Genomic DNA, 17496 nt, shown 5'->3' with positions numbered 1-17496 from the left:
GCGTTCACTCGAATGGGCTCCGGGCGCGGATGACAGCCCCGGCCGAGCGCCCGGCATCGATCAGCGCCTGCGTCCGGTCGCGGCCCCAGGTCGTGCCCATGTGCGGGCGGAAATCCCCGTCTCGCTCGTCGACCACCGCATAGGTGACGAGCACGCCCTGCCCGCTGCGCCCGGAGACGATGGCGAGCTCCACCACCATGAAGCCCACCTGAAGCTCCGGCGTGCAGCGGCCGTCGAAGTCGACCGGCATCCGCGCCTCCCGCTGCAGCCCGGCGGCGAAGGCGAGCACGTCGTCGCGCGCCTCCGCGTGGCGCACGACGTGGACGCACGACGCCGCCGCGGCGCCGGCCCACAGCATCCCCCCCGCGATCGCCGCAGCCGCGAGCCGCACCCGCTCCTCCCGATCCCGCCAACGCGCCAAGCATGCCCCGGACCGCCGCGCCGGGGCCAGCGCCCAGACACGCCCGAGCCCAGGAGGCCGCCATGGATCCCCGCCAGACCCGCGGATACCGCAACCGCAATCCCGGCAACATCGACCATGTCCCCGCCAACCGCTGGCAGGGCCTGGCCGAGCCGCCGATCGAGCCCGCACCGCCGGGCGGCGGGCGCGCGCGCTTCGCCCGCTTCACGTCGCATGAATACGGCATCCGCGCGCTGGCGGTGCTGCTGACCACCTACCAGGACCGGCACGGGCTGCGGACAATCCGCGGCATCGTCTCGCGCTGGGCGCCGGGCGCGGAGAACGACACCGAGGCCTACATCGCCGCCGTCGCGCGCCGCATGGGCCGCCACCCGCGCGAGGCGCTCGACCTGCATCGCTACAAAGACCTCCGCCCCCTGGTCGAGGCGATCATCCACCACGAACTCGGCGGCAACCCGTATGACCGGCGCAGGATCGACGCCGGGTTGCGGCTCGCGGGCATCGTGCCCGAGGGCACCGCCGCCACGGCGCGGACCGGCACCGCCAGGGCGGCGGCCGGCACGGCGGCGGCGGGCGTGACCGGCGTCGCGGCCGCCGAGGCGCTCGCGGGCCTCGCGCCGCATCTCGGCGGCGCGGCGGACCTGGCCCGCGCGCTCGGGCCCTGGCTGGCGGCCGCGATCATCGTTGCGGCGGCGGGCTGGTTCATCTGGCAGCGCGCGCGGCGACCGGCATGAGCGCGGTCGTCGCCCTGCTCGCCGCGGCGCGCTCGCGCCTGGGCGGCTGGCTCGCCGCGGCCGGCGCGGTGCTGGCCGCATTGCTCACGGCCTATGCCGCCGGCCGCCGCGACGGTCGGTCCCTGTCCGAAACCGAACGACTGGCGCGCGCGCTCCGCGCGCGGGAGGTGCGCGATGCCGTGGAACGCGATCTGGATCGTTCTGGCGATGCTGACGGCGAGCTGCACCGGGACTGGCGGCGGCGCTGAGGCCTGCGGACCCTGGCGCCCGGTGCTGGTGGCCGATGCCGACCGCCTGACCGAGGCGACCGCGCGGGCCATCCTCGCGCACAACCGCACGGGGCGCCGGCTCTGCGGCTGGTGAGGCGTGCTGCGCTATCCCGCCGGCGGACGCCGGGCGCGGTAGGCGCGGAAGATGCCGAGCTGGATATCGCAGCCGACCTCCTCGAAGCCAGCGCGGGCCAGCGCACCCTCGATCGCGGCGGGCGGCACGCACGCTTCGATCGTGTCCCAGAAATAGCGCATCATCCGCCGTGCCTCGGCGCCGCGTCCGATGAAGCGCGACAGGCCGGGCACCACTTGCGCGAGGTAGAAGCGCAGCAACCGTTGCGCCGCGCGGCCCTTGGGCTCGTCGATCTCGAGCAGAAGGATCCGGCCGCCGGGGCGGAGCACGCGCAGATACTCCCGGAAGGTGTGCTCGAGGTCCGGCACGTGGCGCAGGGCATAGCCCATGCTGACGAAATCAACGCTCGCGCCGTCGAGCGGCAGATCCTCCGCCCGCGCCTGGATCAGCGGGATGGGCAGGTTGCGCCGGGCTTCGCTCAGCATGCCGGCACTGAGGTCGAGGCCGAGCACGTCGGAGGGCACGCGCAGGATCGACAGCGCCTCCCGCGCCACCAGCCCGGTGCCGATGGCAACGTCGAGCAGCCGCTGACCCGGCGCGAGCCCGGCGCGCAGCAGCGCATCGCGGCGGTAGCGCGCACCCGTCCCGAAGGAGAAGATCGCGTTGATCCGGTCGTAGGACGCGGCGCCATGGTCGAACAGGCCGCGGACGAAACCGTCGCGGTCGCGCGGGTCTCGGTAGTACTGGGGAAGTGGCACGTGCGGAACGGTGCCGGGGTCGCGCGGCGTCATGCTGTACGCTCCGGTCACGGCTTGGACAGAACCGGGAGTGTGGCTGGCGGCGCGGCGGGCTGCAATGCGGGGATGGTGCTGTTGGAGAGGATTGAACTCTCGACCTCTCCCTTACCAAGGGAGTGCTCTACCACTGAGCTACAACAGCGTCCGACCCTGAGGCGGCGCCTTCTCTAGGCGGAGCGCCCGCCCCGCGCAACCCTCTCGCGCGGGCTTGCGGGTGCCGCCCGGCCCCGCCACCCTCCCGCCATGGCTGAACGCCCGCCCAAGCCCGCCCCCGCCGAGGACCGCGCCGCCCGCCTGGCCGCGGCGCTGCGGGAGAACCTGAAGCGCCGCAAGGCCCAGGCCCGCGCGCGGAAGGCCGGCGATGCGGAGCCTGAGCCCCCCCGGAAGGTTGCCGCCGAAAAGCCCATGGGCTAATCCGGCCGCCCCGGGGCGCCCGGGGCCGCCGCCTCGTGCCGCCCCGCCCGCCCGCCGCTCCAGCCCTGAGGCCAGGCCGACACCCCATGCCCATCATGCCCGACACCTGGATCCGCCGCATGGCGACGGAACACGGCATGATCGAGCCCTTCGTCGAGGCCCAGCGCCGCGAGGGCGTGATCTCCTTCGGCCTGTCCTCCTATGGCTACGACGCCCGAGCGGCGGACGAGTTCAAGATCTTCACCAATGTCGACAACGCCGTGGTCGACCCGAAGCAGTTCAGCGAGTCCGGCTTCGTCACCCGCCGCGGGCCGGTCTGCATCATCCCGCCCAATTCCTTCGTGCTGACCCACACGGTCGAATACTTCCGCATCCCGCGCGACGTGCTGGTGATCTGCCTCGGCAAGTCGACCTATGCGCGCTGCGGGCTGATCGTGAACGTCACGCCGCTCGAGCCCGAATGGGAAGGCCAGGTCACCATCGAGATCAGCAACACGACGCCCCTTCCCGCCAAGGTCTACGCGAACGAGGGCGTCTGCCAGTTCCTGTTTCTGCAGGGGGCATCGCCACCGGAGGTCAGCTACGCGGACCGGAAGGGCAAGTACATGGGCCAGCGCGGCGTCGCGCTGCCGAGGCTCTAGGCCATGGACCGCATCCGCATCCGCGGCGGCCGGCCACTGACCGGCACCATCCCCGTCTCCGGCGCCAAGAACGCCGCCCTGCCGCTGATGGCATCCGCTCTCCTGACCGACGGGCCGCTGACGCTGACCAACGTGCCGGACCTCGCGGACGTGACGACCATGGCCGGGCTGCTCGCGCAGCACGGCCTCGCGGTCGAGCGCGACAAGGCCGCGCGCACCATCACCATGTCGGGCGGCGCCACGAACCTCGAGGCGCCTTACGACCTGGTGCGCAAGATGCGCGCCTCGGTCCTCGTGCTGGGGCCGCTGGTCGCGCGCTTCGGGCGCGCCCGCGTGTCGCTCCCCGGCGGCTGCGCCATCGGCACGCGACCCGTGGACCTGCACCTCAAGGCGCTCGAGCAGATGGGCGCCGAGATCGAGATCACCGCCGGCTACATCGAGGCCAAGGCGCCAGCCGGCCTCGCCGGCGCCCGCATCATCTTCCCGCAGGTCTCGGTGGGTGCGACCGAGAACATCCTGATGGCCGCGGCACTGGCCCGCGGCACCAGCGAGCTCGTCAACGCGGCCCGCGAGCCCGAGATCACCGACCTCGCCGCCTGCCTGATGCGCATGGGCGCCCGGATCGAGGGGCTGGGCACCGACCGCCTGGTCGTGGAGGGCGTGGCCGCCCTCGGCGCCGCGACCCACCCGATCATCCCCGACCGCATCGAGGCCGGCACCTATGCCTGTGCCGCCGCCATCACCGGCGGGTCCGTGCTGCTGAGCGGCGCAAGGCTCGAACACCTCGGCGCCGTGGTGCGCACGCTGCGCGAGGCCGGCGTCGACGTGGCGGAGGCCGAAGGCGGGCTCAAGGTCGCGCGGCTCAACGGCCTGCGCGGCGCCGACGTCATGACCGAGCCCTTCCCCGGCTTCGCCACCGACATGCAGGCGCAGTTCATGGCGCTGATGTGCGTGGCCGAGGGCGCCTCGATGATCACCGAGACGATCTTCGAGAACCGCTTCATGCATGTGCCGGAACTCAGCCGCATGGGCGCGCGCATCAATTTCCACGGGGCGTCGGCCATCGTGCGCGGGGTGCCGCGCCTGTCGGGCGCGCCGGTCATGGCAACCGACCTGCGCGCCTCGGTCTCCCTCATCCTCGCGGGCCTGGCGGCCGAGGGGGAGACGATCGTCAACCGCGTCTACCACCTCGACCGCGGCTATGAGCGGGTCGAGGCGAAGCTCGCCGGCGTCGGCGCCGACATCGAACGTTTGCCGGGCTGACGCAGGATGGCGAAGGCAGCGACTCCGGGGATGCTGGTGTAGGCTCTGCCATGGACCACCCGATTCCCACGCCCCTCTCCCCCGCGACGCCCGAGGATGCCGGCCCGATCGTGCTGGCCCTGCCCAAGGGGCGCATCCTCGAGGAGCTCGGCCCCGTGCTGGCCCGCGCCGGCATCGTCCCGGCCGCGGACTACGCCGACGAAAGCAGCCGCCGCCTGCGCTTCCCGACCGACGACCCCGCGCTCGACGTGATCCGCGTGCGGTCCTTCGATGTCGCGACCTTCGTCGCGCACGGCGCGGCGCAGATCGGCATCTGCGGCGCCGACGTGCTGATGGAATTCGACTACCCCGAGATCTACGCGCCGCTCGACCTCGGCATCGGGCGCTGCCGCGTCAGCGTGGCCGAACCGGTCGCGGCCGTGCCGGACGACCCGTCGCGCTGGTCACGCGTCACGGTCGCGACCAAATATCCGAACATCGCGCGGCGCCATTTCGCCCAGCGCGGCGTGCAGGCCGATATCGTGCACCTGAATGGCGCGATGGAACTGGCGCCCTCCATGGGGCTCGCGCAACTGATCGTGGACCTGGTGCAGACCGGCTCGACGCTGAAGGCGAACGGGCTGCGCGAAGGCGAGGTGATCGCGAACGTCACCTCCCGCCTGGTCGTCAACCGCACGGCGCTGAAGACGAGGCCGGAGGCGATCGGGGCCTGGATCGCGCGGTTCCGGGCGGCATTGGCGGAACGCGATGCGCGATGAAGGGCGGGGGAGGAGAACCTCCCCCGTGGATCTTCTTGTACCGAACTCTCGAGCATGGTGGTGAGGCATGAGGCAAGGGTGCGGTCCTCCGGTGGGAGGGCGGCCCCGCCGGCCTTGAGCATGGCGATGAGGTTGCCGGTGAGTTCGATGCCGGGCGGATCGCCGGGATCGTTGGGCGGCGAGACGACGACGGTGTCGATCAATGCGCGGGCTTCTTCGAGCGCCTCGGTGCCGTCCTCGGCCTCAAGAGCGTGGCGCAGGGTGGCGACCTTCTCGGCATAGGCCTGCGCCAGGTTGGGGTGCAGCGCCGGCGGAGCGATCGGCGGTCCTGCATCGAGCGCCGCCTGCACGTCCCGCCGGCGCGCCTCGAGCTCCGCGAGCTTCTGCTGGAGGCCAGGCGCCTTGAGGCCGTCGGCGATGGCGTCGACCAGGTTCCCGATCTTGCGCTCGACGGCCTGCAACTCCCGCTGATGGGCTTCCGCGCCGGCGGAGGCCTCGGCCGCCAGGCGGTTCCATTCCTCGATGAAGGTCGCGCAGAACTCCGCCACCAGGTCCGGCCGCATCAGCTGCGTCCTGAGCGCCCGCAGCACGCGGTCCTCCAGCACGGCCCGACGCACACGGGTGGCGTTGCGGCAGGCGCCGCCGTTCCGGGCAGTGCGGCAGCCCAGGTAGTCCTTGCCGAACACGGAGAACCCACTGCCGCAGCAGCCGCAGACGACCTTGCCGGTGAGCATGTGCTGCGGTCGGCGGCGCTGCCAGAACAGGTGGTGCCCGACCGCGGGCTGCGGCGCCGCCTCGGCGGCGAGGCGCGCCTGGGCCGCCTGCCAGAGCTCGTCCGGGACGATGCGCAGATGCGGCACGGCCGTCTCCACCCAGTCCTCCCCCGCCTTGGGCCGCCACACTTCGGTCCCGCTCACCGGGTCGACCACCGTGTGGGAGCGGTTCCACTGCAGGCGACCCGTGTAGAGCGGGTTGCGCAGGATGCCGTCGCCACGGGTTGGACGGCCGCGCAGGGTGATGTCGTACCAGGTGCGGCCGCGTGCACGGTCCGCGCCGACCGCGAGAGCTGGCAGATCGTCGGGACCTTCACCGACGCTGCCATCTCCGGCGCCACCATGCTCCGCCCCGGCTACCAGGCGCTGCTCGCCGCCATGCGGGCGGGAGAGGTCGACATCGTCCTGGCCGAGAGCCTCGACCGGTTCTCCCGTGACCTCGAGCACGTTGCCGCGTTCCACAAGGCGGCGATGTTTTGCCGGGTCCGGATTGTCACCCTGAGCGAGGGCGAGGTCTCCGACCTCCATGTCGGCCTCAAGGGCACGATGGGACAGTTGTACCTGAAGGACCTCAAGGCCAAGACCCTGCGGGGGCAGGAGGGGCGCATCCGCCAGGGCCGCGCCATCGGCGGGCCACCCTACGGCTACCGCGTCGTTCGTCGCCTCGGCGCCGACGGCGAGCCGGAGCGCGGCCTGCGCGAGGTCGATCCCGACCAGGCCCGCGTGGTCCGCCGCATCTACGAGGCCTATGTCGTCGGCACCAGCCCGCTCGCCATCGTCCGTGCGCTGAACCGCGACGGCGTGCCGGCGCCACGCCCGCGTCGACCGCGGCCGGCTCGATGCCGCGCGGGGTGCAGTAGCGGCCGAACCGCCAGGCGTGGAAGTGCCGTTCCTGGCCGGGCTCGAGCAGGGCGAGGCAGGCCTGCCATGCCGGCGAGGGCGCCACGTCGAGGCGGTTCGCCACCACCACGATGCCGGCATGCGCCAGGGTACCCGTGACCAGGGAGAGCACGTTCCGCCAGCGCCCGGGCTTGAACCCCGCCATGGCCGGGGTGACGCCGCGCAGGCGCTGACGCAGATCCACCGGGTCGGCGCGCAGGACATCGACCGGCTGGCCGAGGCCCTTGGCCAGCGAGCGCAGGGCCGAGGCCCAGTCCTTGCGCTGGCACTCCGAAAGGATGCTGTCGGCCTGGATGCGCGCCAGCAGTTCCGCCAGGGTGGGGAACGTGCCATTCTCGGCTGCGGCGGCGAAGTCGCCATAAGATGACATAGCTGGATTCCTGATATCTGTTCTGCCCCGGGCGGGACAAACGTGACTCCGTCTCTCGTATAACGTAGTGAAAGACCGATCCGACGCAGTCACGAGGACCGCCAGATCAGTGGAATGACTTGGACTTGAGAGGACATGCCGCCCGCCCCTACCGGCTGCTCGCCAGGTAGACGCGCAGGTCGTCTTCCGAGATCCGCACCGCGCGCCCCACACGCAGGGCCGGCAGCGCTCCCGAAGCGACAAGGCGGCGCACCGTCTTGCCGCAGACGGCGAGGCGCTCGGCCGTCTGCGCGACGGTCAGCAACCTGGTGGGCGGACGCGCGGCAGCGTCCCGCCGGGGCGGGGTCCAGTTGGTCATGACAAGGTCTCCGAACTCGGGTGGCGGCCGACCGCCTTCGCCCACGCGTCCCGCGCCGCCTGCCGCGCCAGGGCGCGGGTCAGCGTGCGGAGCAGGTTCGCGGCGTCGGTGCGCGCAGGCTCAGGCCCAGGGGAATGCCCCGGTTCTTGGTCTGACGGCGCCCGGTCCCGCGGACCGGCGACTCGTGGAGGGTGACGGTCGGCCATGCGCCGACCCTGACGTCACGACTTGCAGCGGGCCGCTCGAGTCGTCGTCTTCGGGGCAGTCCGTGCAGTTACTGCTTGACTGCCCTGCAGGTCGTGATTGCCGAGTCGCCGAGGGTGTTCGTCGCCCGATGCAAGTGAAGGTTGTTGAATGTCGCCGAGAGCTGACCCGGGGTTGCCACGAAGATCTGACCCTGGTTGTGGGGATGCGGGATTTTCGGATCCCGTCAGGTGGGCTGTGGCTTCCTTTCGCGATGGGCCTGGGTTGCGGAGCTGTTCCTGAAGCGGAAGCTGTCGTTACCCGCTTGCGCAGGTGCTCGACCGCCTGGACGCCAAGCGCTGTGGCGATGTGGGTTTTTCCCGTGTGTGAACGGCGGAGAGAAAGTCGGCCATTGGAGCGGCGGCGTGATGCTGCTGCGGGCGGAGTAAAGCCCGGCCAGTGGCGGGCGTCCTACCTTGATGGATCAGGGTGGGTCGTCGGAGAGCGGATTTCCGGCGTGCCGCGCTCCCTCCGGTCAACAGCCCCGCGCTGAAAACCGCAGGAAAGCTGCGCCTCACGGCGTCGCTGCGATCGGGAGAGAGGGCGATTCGAAATGGAACTGGCGGAGGGAGTGCACCCGGATTCGAACCGTCGCTGCCGGCCCAACGACGGAGATCTAGCGCGCGTGATGAGGGCCAAGCTAGAGGTCAGTGACAGCACCGACAGAGGTGAGGCTGCTGCCCACTACCGTTTGTGCTGCAAGACCCTCCTTGTCGGGAATGCTGATCAGTCGCGCACCGCAGCCCGCGGCAGGGTGGACTCGCCAAGCGTCACCGCCAGGCTTTCAAGGCGCCCGGTGAAGGCGAAGGGCGTCCGATAATCACGGTCGCCGACCGAAGACCCCGTATCCAGGCCCACATCGAAGGTCTCGTCGCTCTGGACCGCGAAGGGCAGCGTCCGCGTCATGGCCTGCCGCGCCACCACCTGGCCGTTGACCGACAGAGTGCCGGTGCCGCCGCGACCGACTGGCGGCCCGGCGGCCTCGGGCTGGAATTCGAAGGTGATCGTGTGGCGCCCTGGCAGCAGGGCCTGCGGCGCCGCCCACCGCACGCGCTCCATGTCGAGCAGGTTCCAGGTGAAGACCGGTCGGCCATCGAGCAGGTAGAAGCCCCAGCCCGCGAAGCGCCCGCCATGCGTCGCGATCACGCCGTTCGCACCACCCGCCGGTACCTCGATTTCCGCCACCAGCCGATACGACCGGTTCAGCAGCGACGGCGCCACGCTGGCCTGGAGGCTGGTTCCCGTGCCGCGATAGACGAATTCCCGCCGCCCGGCCGAAGGCCCCGGCCGCTGCGTGATAAGCCGCGACAGGCTCGAATTGTCGAGCGGCAGGACCTGGTAGCGCGCCGCCTCGATCAGGAAGCGCTGCTGCAGGTCGCGCAGCCGGTCGGGGAACTGCGCCGCGAGATTGCGGCTCTGCGTCGGATCCTGCTCGAGATTGTAGAGTTCCCAGGTGTAGCCGTTGACGACGTCCTCGGGCGGATGGCCCGTGGTTTGCCACGGGAGCGTGGGCGGCGTCGTGTTGGCATACCAGCCGTCATGATAGATGCCGCGATGGGCGAGCATCTCGAAATGCTGAGTGCGGCGGCGCGACCGCGCCCCGGCGTTCGCGGCGTCAAAGGTGTAGGCCAAGCCGACGCCCTCGATCGGGCGCTGCGCCACGCCGTTCACGACGCGCGGCTCGGGGATGCCGATCGCCTCCAGGATCGTCGGCGCGATGTCGATCACGTGGTGGAACTGGTGGCGGATGCCGCCACGGTCCGTGATGCGCCGCGGCCAGGAGATCGCCATGCCGTTGCGCGTGCCGCCGAAATGGGACGCGACCTGCTTCGTCCACTGGTAGGGCGTACCAAAGGCCCAGGTCCAACCGACCGCTAGGTTCGGATAGGTCCGCTCCCCGCCCCAGCCGTCGATGAAGGGCAGCTGCCGCTCCACCGGGATCTCGACGCCGTTGAAGAAGGCGAACTCGTTCGGCGTGCCGTGCACCTGGCCTTCAGCGCTGCCGCCATTGTCGCCGCTTATGTAGATGACCAGCGTGTTGTCGATCTGCCCGGCATCGCGCACCGCCTGGATGACGCGGCCGACCTCGTGGTCGGTATAGGCGAGGTAGGCGGCGAAGACCTCCGCCTGCCGTGCGTAGAGCCGCCGCTGATCGGCCGAGAGGCTCGACCAGCGCGGCAGCGTGTCCGGCCAGGGCGGCAGCGCGGCATTGGGCGGCAGCACGCCGCGCCGCTGCTGGTTCGCGAAGATGCGCTCGCGGATCACCTCCCAACCTTCGTCGAACTGGCCACGGAAGCGCGCGATCCATTCGGGCGTCGGATGGTGGGGCGCATGCGCGCCGCCCGGCGCGTAGTGGATGAACCAGGGGCGGCCTGGCGCGACCTCGTGCAGCTCGCGGATGCGCGCAATGGCCTCGTCGGCCATGGCGGTGGTGAGGTTCCAGCCAGGCCGTCCCTCATGCGGCAGGATGCGGGTCGTGTTGCGATAGAGGTTGCCCGGCTCCCACTGGTTCGTCTCGCCGCCCATGAAGCCGTAGAAGACATCGAAGCCGAGGCCCGTGGGCCAGCGGTCGAACGGCCCGGCGGGGTTGATCTCCCAGGGCGGCGTATTGTGGTTCTTGCCGTACCAGGCGGTGGAATAGCCGTTCTGGCGCAGCGTCTGCGCGATGGTCGCGGTGTCGGCGCCGATGATCGCGTTGTAGCCGGGAAAGCCGGTCGAGAGCTCCGCGACCGCGCCGAAGCCGACCGAATGCGGGTTGCGTCCGGTCAGCAGCGAAGCCCGCGTCGGTGAACACAGCGCCGTGGTGTGGAACTGCGTGTAGCGCAGCCCTGACGCCGCCACGCCATCCAGCGTCGGTGTCGGGATGACGCCGCCGAAGGTCGAGGGCGCGCCGAAGCCGACATCGTCGGTGATGATCAGCAGGACATTGGGGGCGCCCTCGGGCGCGCCGAGCGTCGGTGGCCAGGCCGGCGTGCTGTCGCGCGCCGCGGGGCTGATGGTGCCGGCGAAGGGCGCGGGCGGCTGCGGCAGGATGCGCGCATTGGGGAATTCGACCGCGGTGGCGGAGCCCGGCGTGCCGCGCAGCTCCTGCGCGACCGCGGGCTGCATCGACCACAGCCCGAGCATGAGCGCGAGCGTGCCCGCGAGGCGCGTCGCGGATGCGCGCGGCAGCCTCGGGCGCAGGGTCGTGGCAGCCCGCCGCTCCCGCATCCCGTCGCCGCGTGCCGGGTGACGAATCGCCCCGGCCTGCGAACGAGGCTTCCCCGAAGATCCGAGCGTCATGACCTGTTTCCCCAGTCTGCGCGGATCGTTCCCGCCACGGCACGAATCATCAGCTTATTCAGGATTTTGCTGCCCGTGACAGGGCGCGGCATTGACGTGGATCAACGCGAGCGGCCTGCGCATGAACCATCCTCCATTCGCATGATGGACGACTTCGCCTGGCAACGGCAGGCTCCGGCCTAGAGCTCGGTGGCGGGGCGCGCGGCATCCTCGCGTCGGGCCTTCGCGCCGCGCCGGCGGGGTCGGGACAGGTCTGCCGGCCGGCTTCATCCGGGCCGCGCGACGAGAATGGAAAAGGGTCCAGAATGACGACGAAGATTCGCATCGGAACGAAGGGCGCCATGGCCAGCGCGCTTGCGGGCCTCGCGCTGATCGCGAACCCCGCCGCGGCGCAGGGCACCCCGCCGCCCAGTGATGCGTGGACCTTCACGCTCTCCCCCTATGTGTGGTTCTCGGGTTTGGGCGGTGAGGTGACCGGGCCGCATGGCGGCGAGAGCTTCACCGCCGATTTTGGCGACATCTTCGGGACGATGAAGTTCTCCTACATGGGCCTCGCGGAAGCACGGCGCGGCAATTTCAGCATCGTCACCGACATCATGTACCTCAACCTCCAGCAGGGCGTGCCCGTGCCGGGCCTGGGTGCCTACAGCGGCGGCAGCGCGCGCACCCAGTCCGTCGAGGTCTCCGCCATCGGCCTCTACACCGTGGCGGATGGATCGGCCGGGCGGATCGAGCTCGGCGGCGGCATACGCGGCTGGTGGTTCGACACCGAGCTCACGCTCGACGCCGGCCGCCTGCCGGGGCGGACCCAGAACGCATCGACCAGCTGGGTGGACCCGGTCATCAGCGCGCGCGGCGTGCTGCGCCTCAGCGATCGCTTCTCGGTGACCGCCTATGGCGACATCGGCGGCTTCGGCGTCGGGTCTGAATTCACCTGGCAGGCCTTCGGGACCGTCGACTACCAGGTGACCGAGAGCATCAGCGTCTCGGCCGGCTTCCGCTGGATACACATCGACTACGACAAGGGCAGCAACAACGTCGCGCTCGACATGGGTGGCCCGATCATCGGCGCGAGCTGGCGTTTCTGACGCCGTCGGGCCGGGGCTGCCTTTCGCGTCCCCGGTTGAAGCAGCACCGGCAAGGCACGATACTCCGCCCGCTCCGCCACAAGCGCGACCGTCGTGGCGGTGTGTTGGCAGCTCGCACTGCGCAGCCTGCGGACGCAGGCACTTCGTCAGCGCAAGCCTACAGGCCCGCGTGGGGGCGCCGTCCTGCGAGTGCCGCGCAGTCCGAACGGCGGTGTTGGCAACCGCAGCTACCTAGCGCAACCCGGGCATGCGCTGGCGCAGCGAGCGGAGCTGCACGAGCAGGGCGGCTGCCTCGCGATCGGTGGGGTTGATCGCGGCGGCCTCGGCAGCCAGGCGTTCCGCCTCGACGAAGTTCGACCGGTCCCGCTCGATGGTCGCCAAAGCTATCAGGCTGTCACGGTGGCGTGGGTGGCGCGCGATGTTCGCACGCAGCACGCCGACCGCTTCCTCCGTCCGCCGCAGCTGGTTCAGCGCGATCGCCTGGACATAGGCGTAGCGCGGTTCCCCGGGCCGCAGCCGGGCCGCCTCGGCGAGCGGCGGTAGCGCATCGGCCGTCCTGCCCTGGCGCGCGAGCGCCAGCGCCAGCGCGTGCTGCGCCTCGGCCTCCCGCGGGTGCGCGGTGACGGCGCGGCGCAGCGCCGCCTCGGCTGCATCGTGCCGCCCGCGCCGCGCCTCGAAATCCGCGAGATTCACCAGCGCCCCGAGATGCGCCCCATCGCGCGCGAGCGCATCGCGATAGGCGGCCTCGGCGCCGGCCATGTCGCCGCGCGCGGCGAGCATGCCAGCGATGTTCACATGCGCCTCGGGACGTTCGGCGGCGACGCGCTCGCTGGCCAGCAACTCCTCCCATGCCCGCACGAAGGCAGGGCGCGCGGCCTCCGGCAGCGCATCAAGTGGCACGGGGGCGAGCGCACGCGCCGCCTCGATGCGCACGAGCCGCGTCTCGTCCGCCAGGAAGCGCGCGGCATGCAGGCGGTTGCGCGGGTGCAGCCCGTCGAGGGTGCGCAGCGCCGCCGCGCGCACCAGCGGGTCGGGGTCCAGCAGCGTCGCGCCGATCGCCTGCGCCGTTGCCTGCGATGGCGGCATGGGCAGCAGCGAGACGGCGGTCGCGCGCAGGATGGGGGCATGCGCGCGGTTCGTCGCGACCGCGGCCAGCAGCGCATCCGCGTCGGCCTGCCCGTTTCGTCCTGCGGATATGGCCAGCGCGGGGTGCGGTTCGTCGCGCCGCCGCGGCCCGAACCATTGCACGATCTGCCGCGCCGCCCAGGATTGCGGACGGTCCGTGTGGCAGGACGTGCAGGTGTCCGGCGCGGCGATCTGCGCCGCCACGTCGGGGCGCGGGACACTGAAGGCATGATCCCGCCGCCGGTCCACGCCCATGTAGGTCACGGCGGGCATGTGGCAGGACACGCATTGCGCGCCCGGCGTGCCCGCCGGGTGGCGGTGGTGCTCGGCCGTATCGAAGCGCGCGGGCAGGTGGCATTGCGCGCAGACCGCGTTGCCCTCCGCACGCAGCGTGCCCCTATGCGGGTCGTGGCAGTCCGCGCAGACGACGCCGGCGCGGCTCATGCGGGACTGCGCGAAGGATCCCCATTCGAAGACCTCGCCCTGGATCTGGCCGTCGGCGTGGTATTCGCCGCGTTCGAGCAGCATCGGCGCGTGCGTGTCGAGGAAGCGGGCGCCGGGCAGCGGGTCCGCGACCAGCGGGCGGGCCCGCGCATGGCAGGGGGCGCAGGTCTCGACCTGCGCGGCGGTGGATTGGCGCGGCGGACCTTCCCAGCGCGCGATGCCGCGCGGGTCGTCCGCCGCGAAGCGCCAGGCGCCGCCCGAACGGTCGCGCATCCAGACGGAAAGGCCGCGATGCGGGTCCTCGCCGCGCGCGGCGGCGCGTGCCCAGGCGACATGCGCGGCACCTGGCCCATGGCAGCTCTCGCACCCGACGCTGATCTCGGTCCAGGTCGTGGCGTAGCGGTCCGTCGTCGCGTCGTAGCCGCGCACCAGCCCCGTCGAGTGGCAGGAGGCGCACATGAAGTTCCAGGTCTGCTCGCGTCCGGTCCAGTGCAGCGGGTCGCCCGCAGGCAGCGGCTCGTCGGCCATCAGGTGGTACCAACGCTGGCCGCCCGCTTCCCGTGGGCGGCTGTCCCAGGCCCAGGGCAGTGCCTGGCGGCGGCCATCGGGAAACAGCACCAGATACTGCTGCAGCGGATCGACGCCGAAGGTCTCGGTGATGGTGAAGTCCGCGACCGCGCCATCGGGCCCGTCTGTGCGGATGACGTAGCGGCCGTCCTCCCGCCGGAAGGTGGCTGTGTGGCGGCCGTCAGTGACGGTGACGCCCGAGAAATCGCCGAGCACAGTCGCGGGCGCCGCGGCGGCCATGGCGCGGGCGTGGTCGCTGTCCCGCCAGGCGGTGGTTTCCGCGGCGTGGCAGGAGGCGCAGGTGGCAGAACCGACGAAGCCCTGGCGCGCGCGCTCAGCCGCGCGTGGTGCGGGGGGGGCGACCAGCAGCGCGGCAATCACGAAAGGCAGCGCGACCAGCACGACGAGCGCGGCTCCGCGCCAGAGCATCGGTCGCGGGTCAGCCTTCATTGGGCATGGCATCGGAAACGATCACGGCCCCGCATGTTCCCATGCGGGGCCGTGCGGTGACGAGAAGCTCTTCAATTCCGCGCCGCGGCCTGCGGCAGGGTGCTGGCGCCGAGGTTGAACTGCACGCTGCGCAGCGTGCCGGTGAACCGGAATGGCACCTGGTAGTCGCGGTCATCGACCGGCGTGCCGGTGTCCTGCCCGACATCGAAGGGCTCGTCCCACTGCATGTAGAAGGGGATGGTCCGCTCCATCCGGCGTTCGGCCACGCTGCGCCCGTTGACCGAGAGCGTGCCGACGCCGCCGCGCCCGACCGGTGGGCCCGCCGCATCGGGCCGCCATTCGAAGACGATGCTGTGCCGGCCGGGGGGCAGCGCCTCCGTCCCCTCCCACTTCACCCGTTCGATGTCGAGGAAGTTCCAGGTCCAGACCGGCCGGCCCTCCCGCAGGTAGAAGCCGTAGCCGCCGAAGCGGCCACCCTGCGTGGCCAGCATGCCGTTCGCCCCACCGGCGGGAACCTCGATCTCCGCCGTGACGCGATACGCGCGATTGAGGATCGGCGGCGAACTGTCCGACGTCAGGCCAATGCCCAAGCCGCGATAGATGAACTCCGTGCGGCCGGCCGAGAAGCCAGGTCGCTGCACCAGGAGCCGGTCGAGGGTCGAGTTGGCCATCGGCAGTACGCCGAAGCGCGTCGCCTCCACCAGGAACAACTGCTGCATGTCGCGCAGCCGTTCGGGATGCTGCGCCGCGAGGTCGCGCGACTGCGTCGGGTCTTCCGCGAGGTTGTAGAGCTCCCAGCGATAGCCGTTCACCACATCCGCCGGCGGCTGGCCCGCGCTGTCCCAGGGCGGGTTCGGCGGCGTCGTGTTGGCGAACCAACCATCATGGTAGATGCCGCGATGGCCGAACATCTCGAAGTGTTGCGTGCGCCGGCGCGTGGGCGCCTGCGCGTTCGCCGCATCGAAGGTATAGGCCATGCTGACGCCCTCGATCGGGCGCTGCGGCACGCCGTTGACCGTGTTCGGTTCCGGGATGCCGATCGCCTCGAGGATGGTCGGCACCACGTCGATCACGTGGTGGAACTGGTGGCGGATACCGCCGCGGTCGGCGATGCGGCGCGGCCAGGAGATCGCCATGCCGTTGCGCGTCCCGCCGAAATGCGAGCCAACCTGCTTCACCCAGCGATAGGGCGTCGTGAAGGCCCAGGCCCAGCCGGCCGCCATGTGGTTGTAGGTACGGTCGGTTCCCCAGGCGTCCATCAGGGGAAGCTGCGCCGCGACCGGCGTCTCGATGCCGTTGAAGTAGGCGACCTCGTTCGGCGTGCCGCGCAGCTGGCCCTCGCTTGAGGCTCCGTTGTCGCCACTGATGTAGATGATCAGCGTGTTGTCGATCTGCCCGGCATCCTCGATCGCCTGGATGACGCGGCCGATCTCGTGGTCGGTATAGGCCAGGAAGGCGGCATAGACCTCGACCTGGCGGATGAAGAGGCGGCGCTCATCGGCCGAAAGGCTGGCCCAGCGCGGCAGTTGCTCCGGCCAGGGCGTCAGCACCGCGTTGGGCGGCAGCACGCCCAGGCGGCGCTGGTTCTCGAAGATTCGCTCACGCAGCGCTTCCCAGCCCATGTCGAAGCGGCCGCGGAAGCGTTCGATCCACTCCGGCGGCGGGTGGTGCGGCGCATGCGTGCCGATCGGGGCGTAGTGGATGAACCAGGGGCGACCCGGCGCCGATTCCTGCTGCGTGCGGATGTGGGCGATCGCCTCGTCCGCCATGGCGGTCGAGAGGTTCCAGCCCGGCCGCCCGAGGAAGGGGTGGATGCGCGTCGTGTTGCGGAACAGGTTGCCCGGCTGCCAGCTGCTCGTGTCACCGCCGACGAAGCCGTAGAAGAAGTCGAAGCCCATGCCCTGCGGCCAGCGCGTGAAAGGGCCTGTCGGGCTGGCTTCCCAGGGCGGCACGTTGTGGTTCTTGCCGAACCAGGAGGTGGCGTAGCCGTTCTGCCGCAGCGTCTCGGCGACGGTCGCCGTGTCCGCGCCGATGATGGCGTTGTAGCCGGGGAAGCCGGTCGACAGCTCCGAGATCACGCCGAAGCCGACCGAATGCGGGTTGCGCCCCGTGAGCAGGGAGGCGCGCGTCGGCGAGCAGAGCGCGGTGGTGTGGAACTGCGTGTAGCGCAGTCCGGCCTGCGCCACGCGCTCCAGCGCCGGCGTCTCGATGATGCCACCGAAGGTGGAGGGTGCGCCGAAGCCGACATCGTCGGTCAGGATCACCAGCACGTTGGGCGCGTTCTCCGGCGCGCCGAGCGTGGGCGGCCAAGCGGGCGTGCTCTCCCGTGCGGAGGGGGCGATGGTGCCTTCGAAGCGTCCTGGCGGCACGGGGAGGACGCGGGAGTTGGGAAACTCCACCGCGTTCGGCGCGCCGGGCGTGCCGCGGATCTGCTGAGCAACCGCCCCTGTGCTCGGCAAGAAGGCCGATAACAGCGCCGTGAGAGCACACAGGGTGGGAAATCGCATGGGCCTTGGTTTCCTCGAC

16 protein-coding genes, 1 tRNA gene and 1 pseudogene are annotated in these 17496 nt (G+C 71.2%); 10 read left to right on the top strand and 8 right to left on the bottom strand.

Annotation, left to right across the window (positions count from 1 at the left end):
- Positions 1-4: 4 nt before the first annotated feature.
- Complete coding sequence (locus E8M80_RS07715) at positions 5-391, bottom strand: hypothetical protein (RefSeq protein WP_137125103.1); 387 nt, start codon at positions 389-391, stop codon at positions 5-7.
- A 92-nt stretch (positions 392-483) separates the two neighbouring features.
- Here E8M80_RS07715 and E8M80_RS07710 point away from each other — a divergent pair, with 92 nt between their 5' ends.
- From E8M80_RS07710 to E8M80_RS25860, 3 genes are read left to right on the top strand one after another with little or no spacing between them, the layout of a single operon-like run.
- A complete protein-coding gene (locus E8M80_RS07710; protein ID WP_170979266.1) occupies positions 484-1155 on the top strand; it encodes a structural protein in 672 nt (223 codons plus the stop codon).
- Positions 1152-1403: a hypothetical protein gene (locus E8M80_RS07705; protein ID WP_137125101.1), complete on the top strand. Its 252-nt coding sequence runs from the start codon at positions 1152-1154 to the stop codon at positions 1401-1403. Before E8M80_RS07710 ends, E8M80_RS07705 begins: the two co-directional genes overlap by 4 nt.
- A complete protein-coding gene (locus E8M80_RS25860; RefSeq protein ID WP_170979253.1) occupies positions 1330-1518 on the top strand; it encodes a hypothetical protein in 189 nt (62 codons plus the stop codon). Before E8M80_RS07705 ends, E8M80_RS25860 begins: the two co-directional genes overlap by 74 nt.
- Positions 1519-1529: 11 nt before the next feature.
- On the opposite strand, the gene E8M80_RS07700 is transcribed toward E8M80_RS25860, so the two are convergent.
- Positions 1530-2288 carry a class I SAM-dependent methyltransferase gene (locus E8M80_RS07700; protein WP_170979265.1) on the bottom strand — a complete coding sequence of 253 codons (759 nt, stop codon included), beginning with the start codon at positions 2286-2288 and terminating at the stop codon, positions 1530-1532.
- A 73-nt stretch (positions 2289-2361) separates the two neighbouring features.
- Positions 2362-2436, bottom strand: a tRNA-Thr gene (locus E8M80_RS07695).
- A 101-nt stretch (positions 2437-2537) separates the two neighbouring features.
- Between E8M80_RS07695 and E8M80_RS25855 the strand changes: the two genes are divergently transcribed.
- The 4 genes from E8M80_RS25855 to hisG all read left to right on the top strand — a co-directional run bounded on the left by E8M80_RS25855 (position 2538) and on the right by hisG (position 5370).
- Complete coding sequence (locus tag E8M80_RS25855; RefSeq protein ID WP_170979264.1) at positions 2538-2708, top strand: hypothetical protein; 171 nt, start codon at positions 2538-2540, stop codon at positions 2706-2708.
- Positions 2709-2794: 86 nt separating this feature from the next.
- Positions 2795-3349, top strand: coding sequence for a dCTP deaminase (gene dcd / locus E8M80_RS07690; protein WP_137125099.1), 555 nt, complete (start codon positions 2795-2797; stop codon positions 3347-3349).
- Positions 3350-3352: 3 nt separating this feature from the next.
- Positions 3353-4612 (top strand): UDP-N-acetylglucosamine 1-carboxyvinyltransferase, encoded by a 1260-nt coding sequence (gene murA / locus E8M80_RS07685; RefSeq protein ID WP_137125098.1) that lies wholly within the window; start codon positions 3353-3355, stop codon positions 4610-4612.
- Between the two features lie 50 nt (positions 4613-4662).
- Positions 4663-5370, top strand: coding sequence for an ATP phosphoribosyltransferase (hisG, locus tag E8M80_RS07680; protein WP_137125097.1), 708 nt, complete (start codon positions 4663-4665; stop codon positions 5368-5370).
- Positions 5371-6002: 632 nt separating this feature from the next.
- Here the strand turns inward: hisG and E8M80_RS27010 are convergent.
- Positions 6003-6323: pseudogene (locus E8M80_RS27010) on the bottom strand (zinc ribbon domain-containing protein); the annotation flags it as partial.
- Here E8M80_RS27010 and E8M80_RS27005 point away from each other — a divergent pair.
- Both E8M80_RS27005 and E8M80_RS07670 read left to right on the top strand, forming a co-directional pair.
- Entirely contained in the window at positions 6222-7142 is a 921-nt protein-coding gene (locus E8M80_RS27005) for a recombinase family protein (RefSeq protein WP_370287312.1), read from the top strand. The pseudogene E8M80_RS27010 and the gene E8M80_RS27005 overlap by 102 nt on opposite strands.
- Entirely contained in the window at positions 7123-7410 is a 288-nt protein-coding gene (locus E8M80_RS07670; RefSeq protein WP_137125095.1) for a hypothetical protein, read from the top strand. Before E8M80_RS27005 ends, E8M80_RS07670 begins: the two co-directional genes overlap by 20 nt.
- Before the next feature lie 151 nt (positions 7411-7561).
- Here the strand turns inward: E8M80_RS07670 and E8M80_RS07665 are convergent, their stop codons facing one another.
- A complete protein-coding gene (locus E8M80_RS07665) occupies positions 7562-7771 on the bottom strand; it encodes a helix-turn-helix domain-containing protein (RefSeq protein ID WP_137125094.1) in 210 nt (69 codons plus the stop codon).
- 969 nt (positions 7772-8740) lie between these two features.
- On the bottom strand, positions 8741-11296 hold the full coding sequence (locus tag E8M80_RS07660) for an arylsulfatase (RefSeq protein WP_206035591.1): 2556 nt from the start codon (positions 11294-11296) through the stop codon (positions 8741-8743).
- Between the two features lie 305 nt (positions 11297-11601).
- Here E8M80_RS07660 and E8M80_RS07655 point away from each other — a divergent pair, with 305 nt between their 5' ends.
- The gene (locus E8M80_RS07655; protein ID WP_137125093.1) at positions 11602-12384 is read left to right on the top strand and encodes a hypothetical protein; all 783 of its coding nucleotides are present in this window, start codon (positions 11602-11604) and stop codon (positions 12382-12384) included.
- Between the two features lie 231 nt (positions 12385-12615).
- Here the strand turns inward: E8M80_RS07655 and E8M80_RS07650 are convergent, their stop codons facing one another.
- Complete coding sequence (locus E8M80_RS07650; RefSeq protein ID WP_170979263.1) at positions 12616-14949, bottom strand: cytochrome c3 family protein; 2334 nt, start codon at positions 14947-14949, stop codon at positions 12616-12618.
- A 92-nt stretch (positions 14950-15041) separates the two neighbouring features.
- Positions 15042-17339, bottom strand: a complete 2298-nt coding sequence (locus tag E8M80_RS07645; RefSeq protein ID WP_206035590.1) for an arylsulfatase — start codon at positions 17337-17339, stop codon at positions 15042-15044.
- Between the last annotated feature and the right edge of the window lie 157 nt (positions 17340-17496).

Source organism: Roseomonas sp. HF4 (genome assembly GCF_005222755.1).
In the GTDB taxonomy this organism is placed as follows: Bacteria; Pseudomonadota; Alphaproteobacteria; order Acetobacterales; family Acetobacteraceae; genus Neoroseomonas.
This window is presented reverse-complemented; position numbering and strand designations above follow the sequence as displayed.

Coding starts and splice junctions, on each gene's coding strand:
- E8M80_RS07710 (WP_170979266.1), top strand. CDS start 484: ATGGATCCCCGCCAGACCCGCGGATACCGCAACCGCAATCCCGGCAAC.
- E8M80_RS07705 (WP_137125101.1), top strand. CDS start 1,152: ATGAGCGCGGTCGTCGCCCTGCTCGCCGCGGCGCGCTCGCGCCTGGGC.
- E8M80_RS25860 (WP_170979253.1), top strand. CDS start 1,330: ATGCCGTGGAACGCGATCTGGATCGTTCTGGCGATGCTGACGGCGAGC.
- E8M80_RS07700 (WP_170979265.1), bottom strand. CDS start 2,288: ATGACGCCGCGCGACCCCGGCACCGTTCCGCACGTGCCACTTCCCCAG.
- E8M80_RS25855 (WP_170979264.1), top strand. CDS start 2,538: ATGGCTGAACGCCCGCCCAAGCCCGCCCCCGCCGAGGACCGCGCCGCC.
- dcd (WP_137125099.1), top strand. CDS start 2,795: ATGCCCATCATGCCCGACACCTGGATCCGCCGCATGGCGACGGAACAC.
- murA (WP_137125098.1), top strand. CDS start 3,353: ATGGACCGCATCCGCATCCGCGGCGGCCGGCCACTGACCGGCACCATC.
- hisG (WP_137125097.1), top strand. CDS start 4,663: ATGGACCACCCGATTCCCACGCCCCTCTCCCCCGCGACGCCCGAGGAT.
- E8M80_RS27005 (WP_370287312.1), top strand. CDS start 6,222: ATGCGGCACGGCCGTCTCCACCCAGTCCTCCCCCGCCTTGGGCCGCCA.
- E8M80_RS07670 (WP_137125095.1), top strand. CDS start 7,123: ATGCGCCAGGGTACCCGTGACCAGGGAGAGCACGTTCCGCCAGCGCCC.
- E8M80_RS07665 (WP_137125094.1), bottom strand. CDS start 7,771: ATGACCAACTGGACCCCGCCCCGGCGGGACGCTGCCGCGCGTCCGCCC.
- E8M80_RS07660 (WP_206035591.1), bottom strand. CDS start 11,296: ATGACGCTCGGATCTTCGGGGAAGCCTCGTTCGCAGGCCGGGGCGATT.
- E8M80_RS07655 (WP_137125093.1), top strand. CDS start 11,602: ATGACGACGAAGATTCGCATCGGAACGAAGGGCGCCATGGCCAGCGCG.
- E8M80_RS07650 (WP_170979263.1), bottom strand. CDS start 14,949: ATGCTCTGGCGCGGAGCCGCGCTCGTCGTGCTGGTCGCGCTGCCTTTC.